The following is a 16,893-nucleotide window of genomic DNA, read 5'->3' as shown; positions in this document are numbered from 1 at the left end:
GTACACCTCATTTACGTTCAGGCTCTTCAATTGGTTAGCTTTAAGTATAGCCGAGGCCTGATATTCCGGGAAGATATATAGAATGTATAGGTCACTAAATTCGGCTTAAGCAGGCGGTATAGACCAAAACGAAATAAGGATGGTGCAGATATCGACCCTGCACCATCCTCATTATTAGTTTCGTTGATTCCTCGCTGTCTCTACAAGTAAAACTAATCCGTTGATCAATTTGGAGACAGCCCTTCGTTCTGGTGCTGCTGTGACATCATCTGTCTTAGATTAACTCCGATACCTGCAGCAGCCTCCGCACGATTACTGCCGTTTCTGCTCTCGAAATGTACGCCTGCGGGGCCAGAATCGCATCGCTGCGACCGTTGACGATACCCGATTGCAAACACTCTCCAGCCGCGTCTGCCGCCCACTTGGAGAGACTGTCAGCATCCGTATAGGTCTGCAGAGCTGATGTTCCTTGCTGCAGCTTCGCTTGCAAGCCGGTAACCTTCATCGCCTGCGCGATAATAACCATCGCCTGCTCGCGAGTGATCTTGTCCGTCGGACGGAAGGTTCCATCTTCGAAGCCGTTGATGAGCTTGTACGCATATGCGGTTTGAACAGCCCCGCTAAACCAGTCTGTCGATGCTACATCGGAGAATGGCGTTTCATGGTCTTCCAGCTTCAACCCAAGCGCCCGAACGACGATGGCCGCGAATTCAGCCCGGGTAATGTCCTGGTCCGGATTGAACAAGCCGTTGCCGTCGCCGCTAATGACCATCCGCGAGCCCATATCATTGACGGCATCCTTCGCCCAATGCCGTTCGACATCGGCGAACGTAATCGGGTGCCATACGACTGAATAGGTGCTGTTCGTTAAGCTGCTGATTTTGGCAAAGTACTTCCCATTCACAGCAATGATCTGAGTCGGCACGTGGCGTACGGTCCCGTCCGGATCGACGACGATGGCCGTTGTGATTTTGCTAGGATCGACTCCGTCAGGGATCGCGATTGTCCGTTCCACATACGCATTGAATTTCGTTACTTCAACAGTCTGATCGCCGTAAACGCCTTTGACTGTGAAATCAAGCGGCGGTACGACGATCTGGAACTCACCCTTGGCTGCCGAGTTCTCGACGACCTTCACGGTATCGGCCGCCGGTTCGGCAATTTCAACCTGAATCTCGATATCTTGCAGTGCTACTGAAGCGCCTAATTGCTTCGAGATCGAATCGATATTGATTTGACCTGCGGGAAGCGTATAAGAGGCGTTATTCGTCTTGATCTCGATGATCGCCTGCTTCTGCTCCATGTTCTTGACCATCTGGCCGTTCAGCGTTCCGACGACAATGTTCGATTGCGTATTGACCGGAATCGTCAGGACAGTCCCCTGCCCTTCAGCCGCAAGCTTGTCTTCCAGCTTCTTCGGATCGACCTTGACGGTCGTGACGGTCTTCTCGTTCACCTTCGTCGTCGTTGCGGTGCCTGCGCGTTCTGTTTTGCCGTTCACAAGTACATCCACGCCATCCGTTTCAGTTACTGGCTGCGAAGGCGGTGTTGGCGTGCTGTTGTTGCTTGGCACAGCGCGCGGCGTAACCGGCGATGTGGCAGCGGAAGGCTCGCTTGCGCCAATGCTGTTCAGCGCTTTTACCGTGAAGGTATAGCTGATCCCATTAGTCAAGCCGCTAATTATGATCGGGCTCGATGTCGCTGTCACGATCCGATTCCCTGGCGATACAGTGACTTCGTAACCCGTGATCTCGCTTCCTCCGTCATTCGCCGGAGCGTTGAATGTGACGGTTACTTGTCCATCGCCTACCATTGCGTCAACATTTGTCGGCGCTGCCGGTGCGGTGGTAGGCGCTGTCACGGTCACGCTTGCTGTTGCGACATAATTGCCGTCTACCGTCGTTGCCGTGATCGTTGCTGTGCCCACTACTACCGGCGTGACTACGCCGTTCGCTACCGTTGCAACGTTCGCGTCGCTTGTGCTCCACGTCACGTTTGCGTTCGTTGCGTTCTGCGGCGCGACTGTCGCGATTAATGTTGCTCCGGCTCCACCTGCCACGAGCTGCAACGTTGTCTTATTTAACGTCACCCCGGTTACGGGGACGACAGAATTCGTTACGGTCACGCTTGCTGTTGCAGTGAAACTGCCGTCTACCGTCGTTGCAGTAATCGTCGCCGTACCCACTCCTACCGGCGTCACTACGCCGTTCGCTACCGTTGCAACGTTCGCATCGCTTGTACTCCACGTCACGTTTGCGTTCGTTGCGTTCAGCGGCGCGACTGTCGCGTTTAATGTCGCTCCGGCTCCGCCTGCCACGAGCTGCAACGTTGTCTTATTTAACGTTACGCCGGTTACAGGTACGACGGAATTCGTCACGGTCACGCTTGCTGTTGCAGAATAATTGCCGTCTACCGTCGTGGCCGTGATCGTCGCCGTGCCCGCGCCGACAGGCGTAACTACACCGTTCGCTACTGTTGCAACGTTTGCGTCGCTTGTGCTCCACGTTACGCTAGTGTTCGTTGCGTTCAGCGGCGCGACTGTCGCGCTTAATGTCGCTCCTGCTCCGCCTGTAATGAGCTGCAAAGTGGTCTTATTCAACGTTACTCCGGTTACGGAGACAACGGCATTCGTTACGGTCACGCTTGCTGTAGCAGCATAATTGCCGTCTACCGTCGTTGCAGTAATCGTCGCCGTACCCACTCCTACCGGCGTCACTACGCCGTTCGCTACCGTTGCAACGTTCGCGTCGCTTGTGCTCCACGTCACGTTTGTGTTCGTTGCGTTCACTGGGCCGACTATCGCGTTTAATGTCGCTCCGGCTCCGCCTGCTACGAGCTGCAGCGTTGTCTTATTTAACGTCACCCCGGTTACGGGGACGACAGAATTCGTTACGGTCACGCTTGCTGTTGCAGTGAAACTGCCGTCTACCGTCGTGGCCGTGATCGTCGCCGTGCCCGCGCCGACAGGCGTAACTACACCGTTCGCTACCGTTGCAACGTTTGCGTCGCTTGTGCTCCACGTCACGTTAGTGTTCGTTGCGTTCAGTGGCGCGACTGTCGCGTTTAATGTCGCTCCGGCTCCGCCTGCCACGAGCTGCAACGTTGTCTTATTTAACGTTACGCCGGTTACAGGTACGACGGAATTCGTCACGGTCACGCTTGCTGTAGCAGCATAATTGCCGTCTACCGTCGTGGCCGTGATCGTCGCCGTGCCCGCGCCGACAGGCGTAACTACACCGTTCGCTACTGTTGCAACGTTTGCGTCGCTTGTGCTCCACGTTACGCTAGTGTTCGTTGCGTTCAGCGGCGCGACTGTCGCGCTTAATGTCGCTCCGGCTCCGCCTGTAATGAGCTGCAAAGTGGTCTTATCCAACGTTACTCCGGTTACGGAGACAACGGCATTCGTTACGGTCACGCTTGCTGTAGCAGCATAATTGCCGTCTACCGTCGTTGCCGTGATCGTCGCCGTGCCCGCTCCTACCGGCGTGACTACGCCGTTCGCTACCGTTGCAACGTTCGCGTCGCTTGTGCTCCACGTCACGTTAGTGTTCGTTGCGTTCAGCGGTGCGACTATCGCGTTTAATGTCGCTCCGGCTCCGCCTGCAATGAGTTGCAGAGTCGTCTTATCTAGCGTTACGCCGGTTACAGGTACGACGGCATTCGTCACGGTTACGCTTGCTGTCGCCGTATAATTGCCGTCTACCGTCGTGGCCGTGATCGTCGCCGTGCTTGCGCCAATCGGCGTGACTACGCCGTTCGCTACCGTTGCAACGTTCGCGTCGCTTGTGCTCCACGTCACGTTTGTGTTCGTTGCGTTCAGCGGCGCGACTGTCGCGTTTAATGTCGCTCCGGCTCCGCCTGCTACGAGCTGCAGCGTTGTCTGATCTAACGTCACGCCGGTTACGGGTACAACGGCATTCGTTACGGTCACACTTGCTGTCGCCGTATAATTGCCGTCTACCGTCGTGGCCGTGATCGTCGCCGTGCCTACTCCGACAGGCGTGACTACGCCGTTCGCTACCATTGCAACGTTCGCATCGCTTGTGCTCCACGTTACGGTTGCATTCGTTGCGTTCAACGGCGCGACTGTCGCGTTTAATGTCGCTCCCGGTCCACCTGCCGTGAGCTGCAGAGTTGTCTGATCTAACGTCACGCCGGTTACGGGTACTACTACCGGAGCCGCTGCTTTCACAGTAATGGTGAATGTGCGTATCTCAGGATCCGCCGTCCCCCTGCGAATCGTCGCCGTCAGCGTAACCGTCTGATCTCCTTCCAGCGCGCTCGGCTGCGTAACCTTCCCATCAGCGTCAAGCCATTGAGGCGCATCAGACGACCAAGTAATACTACTTCCATTCTCGCCTGTAGCCGGGAGAATAATGTCATCCGTCACACCTTCACTGTACGGGTTCAGGTCCAGCGAATCTCGATCCAACAGCACTGCTCCCGAATAGATTCCGTCCATCGCGGTACGCATCAGTTGACTGACCTCACCGATATTCTCAAATCCGTCTGTCGGTATCTGGTCAAAAATCTGCTGGGCAACGATCATCTGCTCATCATCATTAAGATCATTCATGTACTCATCAAGAAGATCCGCCGGCATGGTAGACTCGTGGATATCGGATTCAATCCACAGACTCATCCACACCACAACCTCGTCTTCCGATCCATTCAAATTCATCAGCAGATTGTCATCCTGGGCGTAATCGACATACACATCGTGAATGCCGTTCAGGCTCGTATAAGGTTTATTGTCAAGCAGACGCTGCAGTATCTTATCCCGGTCGTTCTTGCGCAGAGAATTGTAGAAATCAAGCGCAGCCTGCCAATAATCCGGACTCCCCGACATTACCGCCGGATATCCGATCACGGCCGCATTCATCGCATCCAGCGTTACCGCTTGGTTGAATGCAGCGAATGGATCGACAACGCTTCCTCCAACTCCATACAGGCGAACCTCCGAATGCCCTGAACCTACTCCATTAATTGTATAGAAACCGCTATCATATCCGGACACTGCATATGGACCGGATTGAATTTGCTCAGGCCACTCACCTGTTACGCGCTTATCGGATACGATGCTATTACCATTATTATCGTATTTGGAGGCAAGCAGCGCCCAATCTCCATCCTCATCGTTATTTGTAACTAGATAACCGCCATCAGCGAGAGCGGTCAGTAATGGTAGATTCGTATTTCCAATTACCTTTACGATTTTCTCCGATAAGCGAGTGCCATCTGGCGTGAATACGGCTAACCGGAAATCTCGAGACGCAACATTCACAGGTTCGCCTTTATAGGCAACCAAATAATTACCGTTCGAGAGGCTAATAATACGGCAATCTGACGACCCGCCTTTATTCACATCGGAAATACTAAAATGGGCATTTCCTCCTACGTTAATCGGTGTACCGTCATTTTGATACAATGTTCCCATATAAGTAGTCCGGGTGTTGGTGGTATCAATAACCATGAAGGTTCCATTGGGACTGGCTGCAATATCCAAGGTATATACACCCATAGAATCGCTGATTACCTCTACTTGATTCATCCGGGCTGTTCCGGAAGACTGAAAAATCCGCATCGCATGAGAGGTTGGAGTGGATGACCAGACAAATGCCAGATCTCCATTCGATAGCTCTGCAACACGCGTGAATCGGTTTAAGGTTCCCAGGTCGTTATTAATTTTCGTTGCGGCTGTGACCAATTGCCCATCTTGTCCCACCACAATAAAGTAGGTATCCGTAAATCCTTTGCCTGCCGAGCTGGAATACCAGTAGATAAGGATATTCCCGTTGGACAGGGCTGTCCATTCAATCTTATCGGAACTATCAGTCGTTCTAGGAGCAATCATGGAAGCTATTGAGAACGTCCGTACAATCGCTCCGTCCAATCCATAAATCGTTATTTGACTGCCCCCTCTGACAGCCAGTTTGCCGCCGGGCAATCCGATCGCAGCTTCTACGTTATCCTTGCCTGGACTTACTGGAATGATATAGCTTGAGTCCGCCGCATCGAGTTCAGCTGCTCTAGCTGTACCACTCCAGGGAATACTTGAAATGAGCATCAACAATGCAAGAATGACTGCTACTGTACTCGTACTACCTCCGTTGCTCTTCCCAACCTTTGATCTCATGTTACTCCTCCTGATGTCAATCTAAACAAGACTTTATACGAATTAACAAAGTTTAACAAGATTAATTTATTTCTGAGTAAAATCTAGCAGGGGGAGTGATTAATCTCGCTACTCTCGCACCATCTAGCATATGTATCCATGCTGGGCGAATCCTGAATAATTTACGAAATTCTATATTGCGAGAAACTAAGCTTTTATGTCCTTTCGGCAGGGTGTGCAATGAGAAAAGAGGTTGATCTCCTATGGACCAACCTCTTTTTTTCATAATGAGGACAAGGGGATAAGCCCTCTTAACTTTTGACTGCTAGTCAAGCATTCTCGTAATTGTATGAAGTCTTCTACTAAATAACTGTTTCATCTTCTCTCCCACGAAATAGAGAACGGAACAATGCTATTTTTTCTTCGGAACTAGATTTTGAGTGTACATTGCTCTCAGATGTTCGCTCTTGTTCATTTGCAGTTTCAGGTACATATTGCGCCGGAGGTGCCGTTTCCTCAAGTTTTGTATAGTTTGGAAAGTTGGAGTTGGTTGTATCTCGATTCTATCATAGGGAAGTAGATGGATATGAAAAAACCGACTCTCCAACTTATAGTAGAAGGGACGGTTAAGCTTAATTTGCATCTATATTTAATCGTGGGATATCCAATTCTTGCTCGACGGATTTCATGTCAGAATCTCTAGAAACTAATGTAAGTTCATGAACTGACGCTGTCTCAATAATAAGCGCATCCGGAGTTTTTAACTTACGTCCCTTACGTTTAAAATTCCTACGTAGCGTTCCAGCCAATTTTGCAATTTCGGACGTAACATCTATGCATCTTTTTGATGTAAACAGCTTTTCTGCAAGCAGTTGTTCCTCGTGTTTTAAGCCTGCAAACACCTCAGAAACCGTAATTGCAGAAAAATAAATCGGCATTTTATCACGGGAGGCCTGTTGAATAAAATCGATAACATTACTCTCGTTAGTAAGAATCGCAATCGCAATATTCGTGTCCAGGAGATACCCTCTACTCATGTATTCCATTCCTCACGCGATTTGCCCACTTCTTCAAGAAGCTCTTTCCCTCGTTCGGGCGTTAAAGTACCGGCCGCTTCCAAAAGATCATCAACGGAATAGTCGTCTTCTTGAGCTTCCACGGTTTGCTTTTCAAGGTCAATTAATACACGTGGGTGATTTATGTTGAGTTTTTGAAGGATGGATTTTATCGTACTCGCGGCTTGATAATCCATTTTTTAGGAATCATCGTTATCCCTCCATTGTCACTTGACAGCTCATTATAACATAGGTCAGGATGTTTCAAAAATTACCAATTTGCTTCAATCGCAAAATGGCTTTCGCCAAAATCAAAACTTGCAACAGAAAGGAACTCAAGTATTGATCATCAAACAATCAACTTGAGTTCCTTACTTTAGGTAAATATCAAGGTAGTCCATGTCTGAGCATTCATTTATTCCAAGAAAACCTACGTATCTCAATTTTGGTGATTTGGATTACCAGACCGCTCTCCGACAACTGATGGCGTTTTTCGTGACGTTGGCGGGAGCAACGAACAAGGCTGGTAAACAAACGGTTTTGTGTCAACTCCAGCAGCGGATAGCCGATTTACCCTAAGCTACGAAAGTCGAGTTATTCATTCTTCAATATTACATGCTCGATCCTACTCTCAAATCACTCCCCAAACGAGCCCTTAACATCCCCGACCAGCTCCGCCACCCACAATTCCTGATGCAGCTTAACACCTTGCTCCAACATTGCTTCTGCCAGTGAAGCATCCCAATCATAGCTGGACTCCAGCAGTCGCGCCCGTTCAATTTCAGTCAACGGCATCCCCTTATGGGCATATCGAAGGTAAATTTCCCGATCCATGCGCCACGCACGAAATGCCTGCCGATATCGAGTCTGCAAACCTTGCGCAATACCTAAACCGGCTAGATCCAGGTCGCCGGAATAATGGAGCGTCACGTCTTCCTGCCGATTTAATAAGGCATCGACGAGCTTGATCACCGCCGTTGTCGGTCGGCCGTTCCCGCAGATAATCACTGCGCCTTCTTCGGCTTCCGCATGCTTGCGGCTTCGATGATCGGCATCGACGAGCTCGGCAAACACAGAAGGGTTCTCGACCATATAGATCCGTGAATCCTTCAACCGCCCAAGCTGTGCGACTGACAGCCGTTCCACTTGCCTGAGCGTCAGCACGCGTTCTTCACTTACGCCGAACAGCTGCGGAGCGTAAAGCAGCACTTGGGAAGAGAGATCGTCATCGGCGACGCCGCCCCGGCGATAGCCTTCGCGGATGAACCACGCTTGCGAAACGCCTTCATCAAGCGCATCCGCTTGCTCTTGTTCTCGTAATCGTGCTTGTTCCTTTTCTTGATCGAAGCCGAACTCTTCTTCCGTCAGCCCGGAAGCTAACTGGCCGCTATTGCCCGTCACGAACGTCAATCCCCACCAGAACAGACGTCCGAGCGGTTGCTTCCAATCGAGCGCATGCGCATCGCCGGTCGCTTGCGCCGCCAGTATCGGCAAACGGATCGGCCTCCCAGCCGCTCTGCTTGCGACGATCTTCAATGCTTGCAAGCAATAATCGAGACACTGACGCGCCTCCGATTGCGAACGGGCAAACACGGTTCTCAAGGTGCGGGATCCGGGAGCCGTCGCTTCGATAAGTCCCTGTGCCCAAGTCAGCATACCGCCGTTGTCGCTTGCGTTCGCGACTTCCGCTTCCTCCATGCTTGCCAGAATAAGCGTCTGCCACTCGTTGTTCATGCGTAACTCCCGCTCCCCGCGCGTCAGGACAGGCTCTCCGTGCATAAGCGCGAGCAGCTCACGCACGGTAAGCCCGATTCCCTCCTCCGCAAGCAGGACCTTAAACGTCTTTAGCGAGTACGACCTGTTCTCCCCTTGCACAACAGGAGGACTATAGACGCGGTAGAACGTATCCAGCGTGTCGCGCTCGAGCTCACTGATGTTGTCGAGCGTGATATATCCTCTCGCTCCATCCTTCGATGCCGCCTGTTTCTGCTCGAGCCGCCTCAGAAACCGCTCGAATCCCGGCTTGCCAAAATAGCTGCGAATCTCTTCTTCCTTCACGTCTCCGCTTCTCCTCCGTGCGCGGCAATCGACTCCAGACGCCGTCCATTCCATCGGTAGCGGAGCACCGTTACATAATTGGCATCCTTCGGCCTGTAAATCTCGCAGATGCCGAGCCTAGGCACGGTATCGTAGCAGCCCCACAGCACCTGCGAAGTCATCATGTAATCGAATTCCATCTCCGTCAGCAAGCCGAACAGATCGCGAATGTTCTCGTCATCGACGCCGGCGAACGCCTCGTCGAGCGAGATGATCTTCGGCGCTTCCGGGCTCGCATCCGCATAACGCGAGTAGGTCGCGGCAAAGAGCGGAATATACATCGACATCGCTTTCTCGCCGCCGCTCAGCACATTGAATCTGGCGTCCGTCAACTCGCGGTAATTCGTTTCATCGCCTTTCTTATACCGCAGGGAGAATTGGAACCAAGAGCGATAATCGAGCATGTCGTAGATATGCTTCCGCAGCGCTTCCCTCTCCTCGGCAGCGCCTTGCTTCGCCCATTGCACGCGCGAACGGAAATGCCCCACGAGGCGCTCCACCTCATCGTCCCGCAGCAGGTGCGCATCCCGCCGGAGCAGCTCGACCAGCTCGTCGCTGTTCAGCTCGGACTCCGACTGTGCCGCCTTGGGAAGCCACTGCAATTGCAGCTTCAGACCGCTCGACGTGTCCCGGTCGGACATCAGCTTGTTCATCGTCTTCAACCATAGCTCCGCGCGTTGAATCCGCCCGCGTATGGACTTGCCGACACTGCGCAAAATGATTTCTTCGAACAGCTCGCGGTCTTTTTCGTTAAGCAGATTTTCCTGCTCGGCCAGAATTTCGCCCATCTCTGCGAGCAATGCGCCTGGCTTCTGCGGTCTGGTCCGATCGCGCATGGATAGAAGCGTTATGCGCCCGGTATCACTGATGTCGGATTCCAGTACGTATTCGGACAATAAATGCTTAGTCGCATTGAATTGATCCTGGAGTACGCCGCTCAACCGCTCCTTGTTAGAACGGGACACGCTCGCCTCCAACTCGGCAACGACTGCCCGGCATGCGGCAAGCCAATCCGCTGCGGCTGCTCCTTCGAGCTCGCGTCCCTCCGTTTCGGGGACGAGGCGCAACCGCCACTCGCTGACAAAATGCTGCTTCCGCCGCTCCGCCTGCTCGTCGACCGCCTGTTCGCGCTGTGCCAAGCTAGATTGCCGTTCACGCAACACGCCGATGCGCGTCGAAATGTCAGCTTTCGCATCCGCCAGCCGTTCGCGCTCCTTCACCAGCTCTTGGCGCCGTTCCTTCAGGGCGCTGATTCTCTCGAACAGGTCACTGATCCCGAGCTCGTCCATCAGCTTGCGCAGCTGCTCCGTTCTCACCCGAAGCGCATATTGCTTGTCGAGCAACTCGTCGCGCAGTTCTTCTTCCATCTCGGCCTGTCCTGCCTGCTCGGCCGCCTCCGCTTCATGCCGGTTCGCTTCTTCGCTCCGCTGGCGGTATTCCCTCCAGTCGGAATACAGCTGCGAGATGCCTTCCATATAACTGCCGATGGCTTGTTTGGCTTCTCGCAGATCGCGCATCGTTTTGAGACGAGACCACTCCGCTGTCTTGGCGATGAAAGCTTGCTTCAGCTCCGCCCATAATTGTTGCTTGGAACGAAGCTGGTCGGCCAGCTTGTTCTCCTGCTCCAGCAACAGCCGGAAGCGCGTCGCGGACTCGAATTGCGCGGACCAGGCGTTGCGCAGCGCGGCATGCGATTCATCCTGAATCGGAAACCGCGACAGCTCCTGCTTAAGGTTAAGTAGGCCCGCCTCGTTCTCGGCAATGCTTTGACGAAGCAACAGGAGGCGTTCTTCGCACGCGGCGATTTCCTCACTCAGCCGCGCAATTTCCGCCAGCTTATACTGCTTTCTCGCTTCCTTGCCGATATACTGCGCCCGGTGAACGTCCTGATCGACCTTGCCGACAAGCGCGCCGAATCGGTAATAATCGTTGCCGACGACGAGCGTCGTCTGCTCTTGCGACAGCGAAGCAGGCTCGAATTCCTCGCCCCAGGCAAATGAACGAAGCGCCGCTTCGACTTGCTGCGCGGTCAGCCCGGATTCTTCCGAAGGCATCGGTTTCAGCACATCGGCGAGCGTATAGCCCCATTCGATCGGCTGCGGAACGATCCATACGTCCTCGTCATTTTCGCCCATGGTTCCGATTCGACCATCGGGTCGCAGCCATGCGTCCAACAGACCGCTGCCGAGAAGCGTCAGCTCGATGCCCGCGCGCTGCCCCTCGCCGATATGGGCATGGAAGTCGCACGCTTCATAGAGCGGCGCTCCTTCCCCCGCGCCATACCCGCCTCGCGTCCGAGCGCGCGATGCGCCACGCGCAGGCTCCGGCTCGCGATTACGCTCCCAGGCCTGCTTCTCCGCAGCCAGCGCATCCCGTTCCAACACCGCTTGCTTAACCTGCTGTTCCAGCTCCGCTTTGGTCCCTACGATCTCTTGCCTGTTGCGATCAGCTTCGCTTCGTACCGGTTCGAGCACGGCTTCCACGTTCTGCTGTTCATAAGACAACGCGCCGCTCGCGGCAAACATCTCTTGCACGGCGGGTTCGCTTAGTTGCAGCTGCACCAGTGACTGCTTCCACATCAATAAACGTTCTTTCCAGTTATAGAGCGCGGCTTCGGACGCCTCGACCGCACTGCGCATGCTTAGCTCGGCCCGGTCGCGTTCGGCGCGCATGGCACCGAGCTGCTTGTCGTACTCGGCAACCAGCTGTCCGGCTTCCCGTTCCTGTTCGGCGAGACGAATCGCTTCATCAACCGCGTCGCGGTGCGCTTCCACGTCTCTCCGCCATGCAGCGGTAAAAGACGCTTCATCGGGAGGCTCGGGACTCCAATACCGTGCGTATACGCCATGATGGACAAATTCCATATCGCCGGCCAATCCCTCAAGCTCGGCAAGCCCCTCCCGCTGCATGTCCAGCAGTTCAGCCTGCAGCTTGCGCGCCTTGTCCGCCTCGACTTCGGACTTCTCGCGACTCCGCAAAGCGGCAGTCAGCCGCTTCTGCGCCTGCTCGGCATAGAGACCTGTGTCCTTCAATTGCTGCTCGGCCTGTTCCAGCTCATGCTGCTTCTCCATCGCCTCGCTGCGGCTAAGCAGCTCTTGCTCCGTCTCCGCCGCAACCGTCTGCTCCTGATTGGCGGCCTGCGCCGCTTCGTTCGCCGATTTGTCCGTTAGCGCGCCTTGCAGCTCCCCTGACAGTCCAGCCATCTGTCGCTTGACTTCTTCCTGCTCCGCATGCGCGGCAAGCAGCTGATTTCCGCTCTGGTAGAGCAAATGACGGTTATATTGCTCATAGCTGCGGTTCAGCTTCTCCAGCTCCGAACGATGCAGCTTGAGTTCCTCCAATCGGTCAGCCAGCTGATCCATATCCTCCATGACCTCCGACAACGGACGCAGCTCTTCCTCGTGCAGCGGCGGCAGCGCCCGCACCAGCACATCGTAGATCGCCGTCGGCTTCACGTCCTTCGATAGCTTGGGACTGCGCAGTTGAATAAGCAGGTTGAGCAAATCGACATAGGCTTCCTTGTCGTGGAAGCCGAACAACGCGCGATTCACCAAATCGCGGTACCCGCGCTGCTCCTGAACCACCTGACCGCCCGAGCCGATTCGCTCCTCCAGTCCTTTCCGATCCAGCGGAAACTTGCCCTGCCCTTCCTGGAACAGTACGTGGTCATACAGCCAAAAATCATGGTCGACGCGTCGGCCGTCCTCCAGCACGAATCCCCAAAATCCGATCTGTGCCGCCCCGCGCCGCGCCCTCAATCCGATGCCGATCGTCTTGTAGATGTTTTTCGCCGGATGATAGAACTCGAGCCATAGATACCCGGTCCTGTCCGTGTGCTCCTCTTTATCGCCGAGCAAGTAATATTCGATTATGCGATCTCTGGAGCCGAACGGATCAAGCCGGTTCGGGTGTTTGTCGCCGTCCAGTACGAGCGGAATGAAGCTCTGCATCGTAACCGACTTGCCGGCACCGTTCGTGCCGCGCAGCACGAGCCGGCCATCCTCCAGTTCGAACTCCTCGTCCTCATAGAACCAAAAATTCAAAATGCCCGCCCGGCTCATTTGCCAACGGTCGCGCTTCCTATTCTTCTCGTGCGATTCCGTCACGTCATTCCATCCTCCCCGTCATCCCACGAATAATCCGCGCTCCAGCGCGAAACGACCGCCGATACGATGAACCGCGCGCCGCCATCGCTCGCTTCGGTCCAGCGGCCAAGGCTCCATTCGGCCATATGCGCCGTCATCACTGCGGCAAGCTCAGGCAGGCTCATTCCCCGATGCTCCTTGCTCCAATACTCGTTATATTTCAGTTTCAGCTGATACAACAGGCTCTCGACGTCCGTTTGCGTCAGCTCCACGGTCCCTTGCTCCGTTACATACCAGTCGCGGCTGCCCAGCCTTCTTCTAAGCTCCCCCGCAAACAACAATACCAAGTCCGATATCCCCGCCGCCGTAGGGAACAAGCCGCATTCGCCGCTCAGCTCCGGGTAGAAGAAGAAGAGTCCTTCCCGGTATCGGCTTCCTTCCAATCCGAACATAAACTGCATCTGATCCGCCAGCGTGCGCCGCTGCGTCTGCACGTAGTACAGCTCATCCGAGCTCCATGCCCGGTCCGCGACCGCGGGCTCCAGCAGCAGTCGCCGGTAGATGCGATGCCTCCGCCTGCGCAATTCACCGTCAATCGTCTCCGGGTAGACCACCTGCTCGTTGAATTCGTCCAGTCGATCGTAAGCCTTCAGCTCTTTCGGAAAATGCCGCAGTACATACCTCGCAGAAGGCGAGCACTCGTATAGCACGTTTTTCGAGCGATTGTCATGCGCCCAGTCCGTCTCCTCGCCGTCAATATGGCGCAGAACGCCGAGCTGCCGCAGCTTCTTCAGCGCGCGAACCATGGACAGCCGATGCTGGTAGTTTTCCCAATCCATGGCCAATCCCGACGTGACCAGCTGTTCGCTGACCTGCTCGACGATGTCCGTCAGGACGAACTGATCCAGCTCCGTCTTGGATTCCAGGAACCAGAGCGAATAGGCGAACAAAGCATAATCCCGCGGCTCGCGAAATTCCGGGAAGCCCATCCACGGCTCCGCAACGACGGGCGCCTTATCCAGCTTGGCCATCGTTCTCGTCAGAATAAGCGAGAAGCCGGTGAACTCCGCGAACCAATCCCGCAGCTCCGTATATTGATCCCGAATCGCGTAGAACAGATCGGGATCTTCTTCTTTGGCAATCCAGTGCCGGTTAAGCAACGCATGCGCGCAATTGCGCCGACGCTCGTTCCAGTGCTCGGCGTCCGCTTTGCGATTGGCGCGCATGCGGCGAAGCGCGTAGGATGTCGTGCCGCCTCTAGCCATGTGCCGCCTCGCCTCCCGCTACTTCAATCATATAATTCCGCATCAGCAGCTCGCCGTCGTCGCTGCGCAATACGGCATCTTCCTCGTCTTCGCCGGGAATGATCAGCGAGATCCGGTTGCCGTCCGCCGTGACGAAAGATCTCGAAGCCGCTGCCGTGCATCGGCCGATCCACTGAAGGAGCCGCATCCGTTCTTGCGTCCTGAGCAGCGGCAACGCGCCAATTTCCACCTTGCCCAATTGCTGCATTTTGTCGACAAACGCCCGCTCCTCTTCCAGTTGAATCAGCACTTGCTCACGGAACGCTTCTCGTTTTGCCGTATGGCTGCGCATCGGCTCCGAGCTCGAACGGCTGGAACGTTTGCGGCTGCGCGTCCGGATGAGGCGAACATTTGGCGGCTCCTCCCAGGTCGAGGTATCCGTCCGCTCCGTGCTGCGATCGTCGATGCCTTGCAGATGACGGCTCGGGAACAAGCCGAATACGTAAGCCGCGAGTTTATGCGCTTCTGCCATGTCGTCCAGTCCGGCAAACCGATGGCCAAGCGTCTCCAAATCATTGCGCCTGCTAATCCCGCCGCGCCGCCTCTCCTGCAGCCGAACCGCGCTGCGCACGACCTTGGCGATGGCTTCCTTGGTTGCTCGCTCCAGCAGCGTCAGCTCGCTTAACTCCAGCTCGTCGCCGACAAACCAACGTTTCAGGTTGTTCCAGCCCTGCCGAAGCTCCAGCCACAGCTCTTCCTTTGATTTGCCTTCTTCCAGCCGCGGCTTCGCCAGCTCATCCGCCAATACCTTCTCCAGATAGGCATCCCTCAGTCCGTCGCCGACGCGCTGCAGCTGGCCTTCAATGCGATACGCACTTCGCTGCAAGCCTTTGACGAAGTGTTGCAAATAGTTCACCAGATTATCTTTCAACGCGAGAAAACCTTCGGTCGCCATCATTTCCTCGGCTTGAATGGAATGAATGCTGGCAATGAAATCGGCTGCGTTCTCGTGCATCGTCTTGAACGCTTCATAGAGCTTCTCCCAATTGCGCAGCGCTTCCCCCGGTTCAAACTCCATGACTTTGTTGCGAATCTCCTGGATACATTCCGTGATGCTGTCAAAGTATGTCGTTTCCAGAGAGCCGCCATAGCCCTTCACCTTCTCCAGCGACTCCAGCATCCGTTCGATCTCGATCGCATACGGCGTCAGCAAATACTGGCTTTTCTTCCGCATATACTCTTCCACAGAAAGCGCTCGTCCCCCGTCGTGGCGGGAAGCCAGATTCCCCCATCCCTTCAAGCTCTCCAGATCGGACAGGCATTGTTCCAACGAATAATTCCCCAGAATGCCCCAAGCCATTACGCCTTCGTATACTTCCTCCGGCCGGAGCCAATATTTCAAACGTTGGTATTCCGTATAGACGAATTTCATAATCGCGCGATACCGCGCAACATTGATGGCCGTCAAATAACTGAGCTCAGGCACAGCGCGCAGTCCGGCCGGAGTGATAATCGGATCCAATTTTTGTTCCTCCTTTGACCCTATTATTTTATCAGTTTCGTCCGTTTACGCATATGACCTGAAAATTACCTTCTTCGGCCAATTGCTTGCTCGACTAGCCTTCTTGCCGTCTGAAGCACACGATCCTTTGGTGCCAGAAAAGCGTCCGGGAAAGATAATTCCTTGGTCGTCCCCTTCATCAGATCCCAGTATGTCACGACATCGATCTCCGGCAAGGCGTTCTCCAGTACGAAATTCTCCACCATCGTCTTAAAGATTGGCAGCCACTTCTCGGCCTCTTCTACTTTCCCATATTCGATAAAAATAAGCCGTTTCTCTTGCGGAGCGAAGCAAAACGAAAATGGAACATAGACTTCTCTTTTCCCTACTGCCGCTTTGGGCAAAACCACGCGGTTCTTCATCCACTGCAGCTCGTCAAATAACTTCGCACCGTAGTGCTGTTCGGCAAGCTCATAGAATCTGCGAAGAAAGCCCATCGTTAGTGGGTTAGCGTACTTCTCGTTGGAATAACGTAAATAGCCATTGAAAACCTGCGTCTGAAATATGAGTTCCAATTGCTGATAACGGAGTCCATCGAGCTTCTTCAACTAAATCATCTAGCAATCCGGAGCGAACGTTTCATTAAAGGCGTCTTCTGTCCGCATTGCATGCAGTCCTCGGGTAAAACCGTTTGTAATTACGTACGATATGGCCTTGTTAACGGTACGGGCTGGCAGCGTTATCAGTGTAAGCACTGCAAACATATTTTCAGCGATTTAACGCGCACCTTCTTCCA

General features: G+C 54.2%; 8 protein-coding genes. All 8 read right to left on the bottom strand.

The window, feature by feature from the left end; all coding sequences use genetic code 11:
- Nucleotides 1-274: 274 nt before the first annotated feature.
- Nucleotides 275-6,136: an Ig-like domain-containing protein gene (locus tag GXP70_RS04845; protein ID WP_162355427.1), complete on the bottom strand. Its 5,862-nt coding sequence runs from the start codon at nt 6,134-6,136 to the stop codon at nt 275-277.
- Between the two features lie 611 nt (nt 6,137-6,747).
- Complete coding sequence (locus GXP70_RS04840) at nt 6,748-7,152, bottom strand: PIN domain-containing protein (protein WP_162355426.1); 405 nt, start codon at nt 7,150-7,152, stop codon at nt 6,748-6,750.
- Nucleotides 7,149-7,367 (bottom strand): hypothetical protein, encoded by a 219-nt coding sequence (locus tag GXP70_RS04835; protein WP_162355425.1) that lies wholly within the window; start codon nt 7,365-7,367, stop codon nt 7,149-7,151. Before GXP70_RS04835 ends, GXP70_RS04840 begins: the two co-directional genes overlap by 4 nt.
- 439 nt (nt 7,368-7,806) lie before the next feature.
- Complete coding sequence (locus tag GXP70_RS04830; RefSeq protein WP_162355424.1) at nt 7,807-9,228, bottom strand: DUF2399 domain-containing protein; 1,422 nt, start codon at nt 9,226-9,228, stop codon at nt 7,807-7,809.
- Nucleotides 9,225-13,373, bottom strand: a complete 4,149-nt coding sequence (locus GXP70_RS04825) for a TIGR02680 family protein (RefSeq protein WP_225442666.1) — start codon at nt 13,371-13,373, stop codon at nt 9,225-9,227. The genes GXP70_RS04830 and GXP70_RS04825 overlap by 4 nt, the downstream gene beginning before the upstream one ends.
- Complete coding sequence (locus GXP70_RS04820) at nt 13,370-14,617, bottom strand: TIGR02678 family protein (protein WP_162355423.1); 1,248 nt, start codon at nt 14,615-14,617, stop codon at nt 13,370-13,372. Before GXP70_RS04820 ends, GXP70_RS04825 begins: the two co-directional genes overlap by 4 nt.
- The gene (locus GXP70_RS04815) at nt 14,610-16,118 is read right to left on the bottom strand and encodes a TIGR02677 family protein (protein ID WP_162355422.1); all 1,509 of its coding nucleotides are present in this window, start codon (nt 16,116-16,118) and stop codon (nt 14,610-14,612) included. The genes GXP70_RS04820 and GXP70_RS04815 overlap by 8 nt, the downstream gene beginning before the upstream one ends.
- A 65-nt stretch (nt 16,119-16,183) precedes the next feature.
- Complete coding sequence (locus GXP70_RS04810) at nt 16,184-16,705, bottom strand: hypothetical protein (protein WP_162355421.1); 522 nt, start codon at nt 16,703-16,705, stop codon at nt 16,184-16,186.
- Between the last annotated feature and the right edge of the window lie 188 nt (nt 16,706-16,893).

This window comes from Paenibacillus lycopersici, assembly GCF_010119935.1.
In the GTDB taxonomy this organism is placed as follows: Bacteria; Bacillota; Bacilli; order Paenibacillales; family Paenibacillaceae; genus Paenibacillus_Z; species Paenibacillus_Z lycopersici.
Note: the sequence above shows the minus strand (reverse complement) of the source record. Positions and strands in the feature narration are given on the sequence as shown.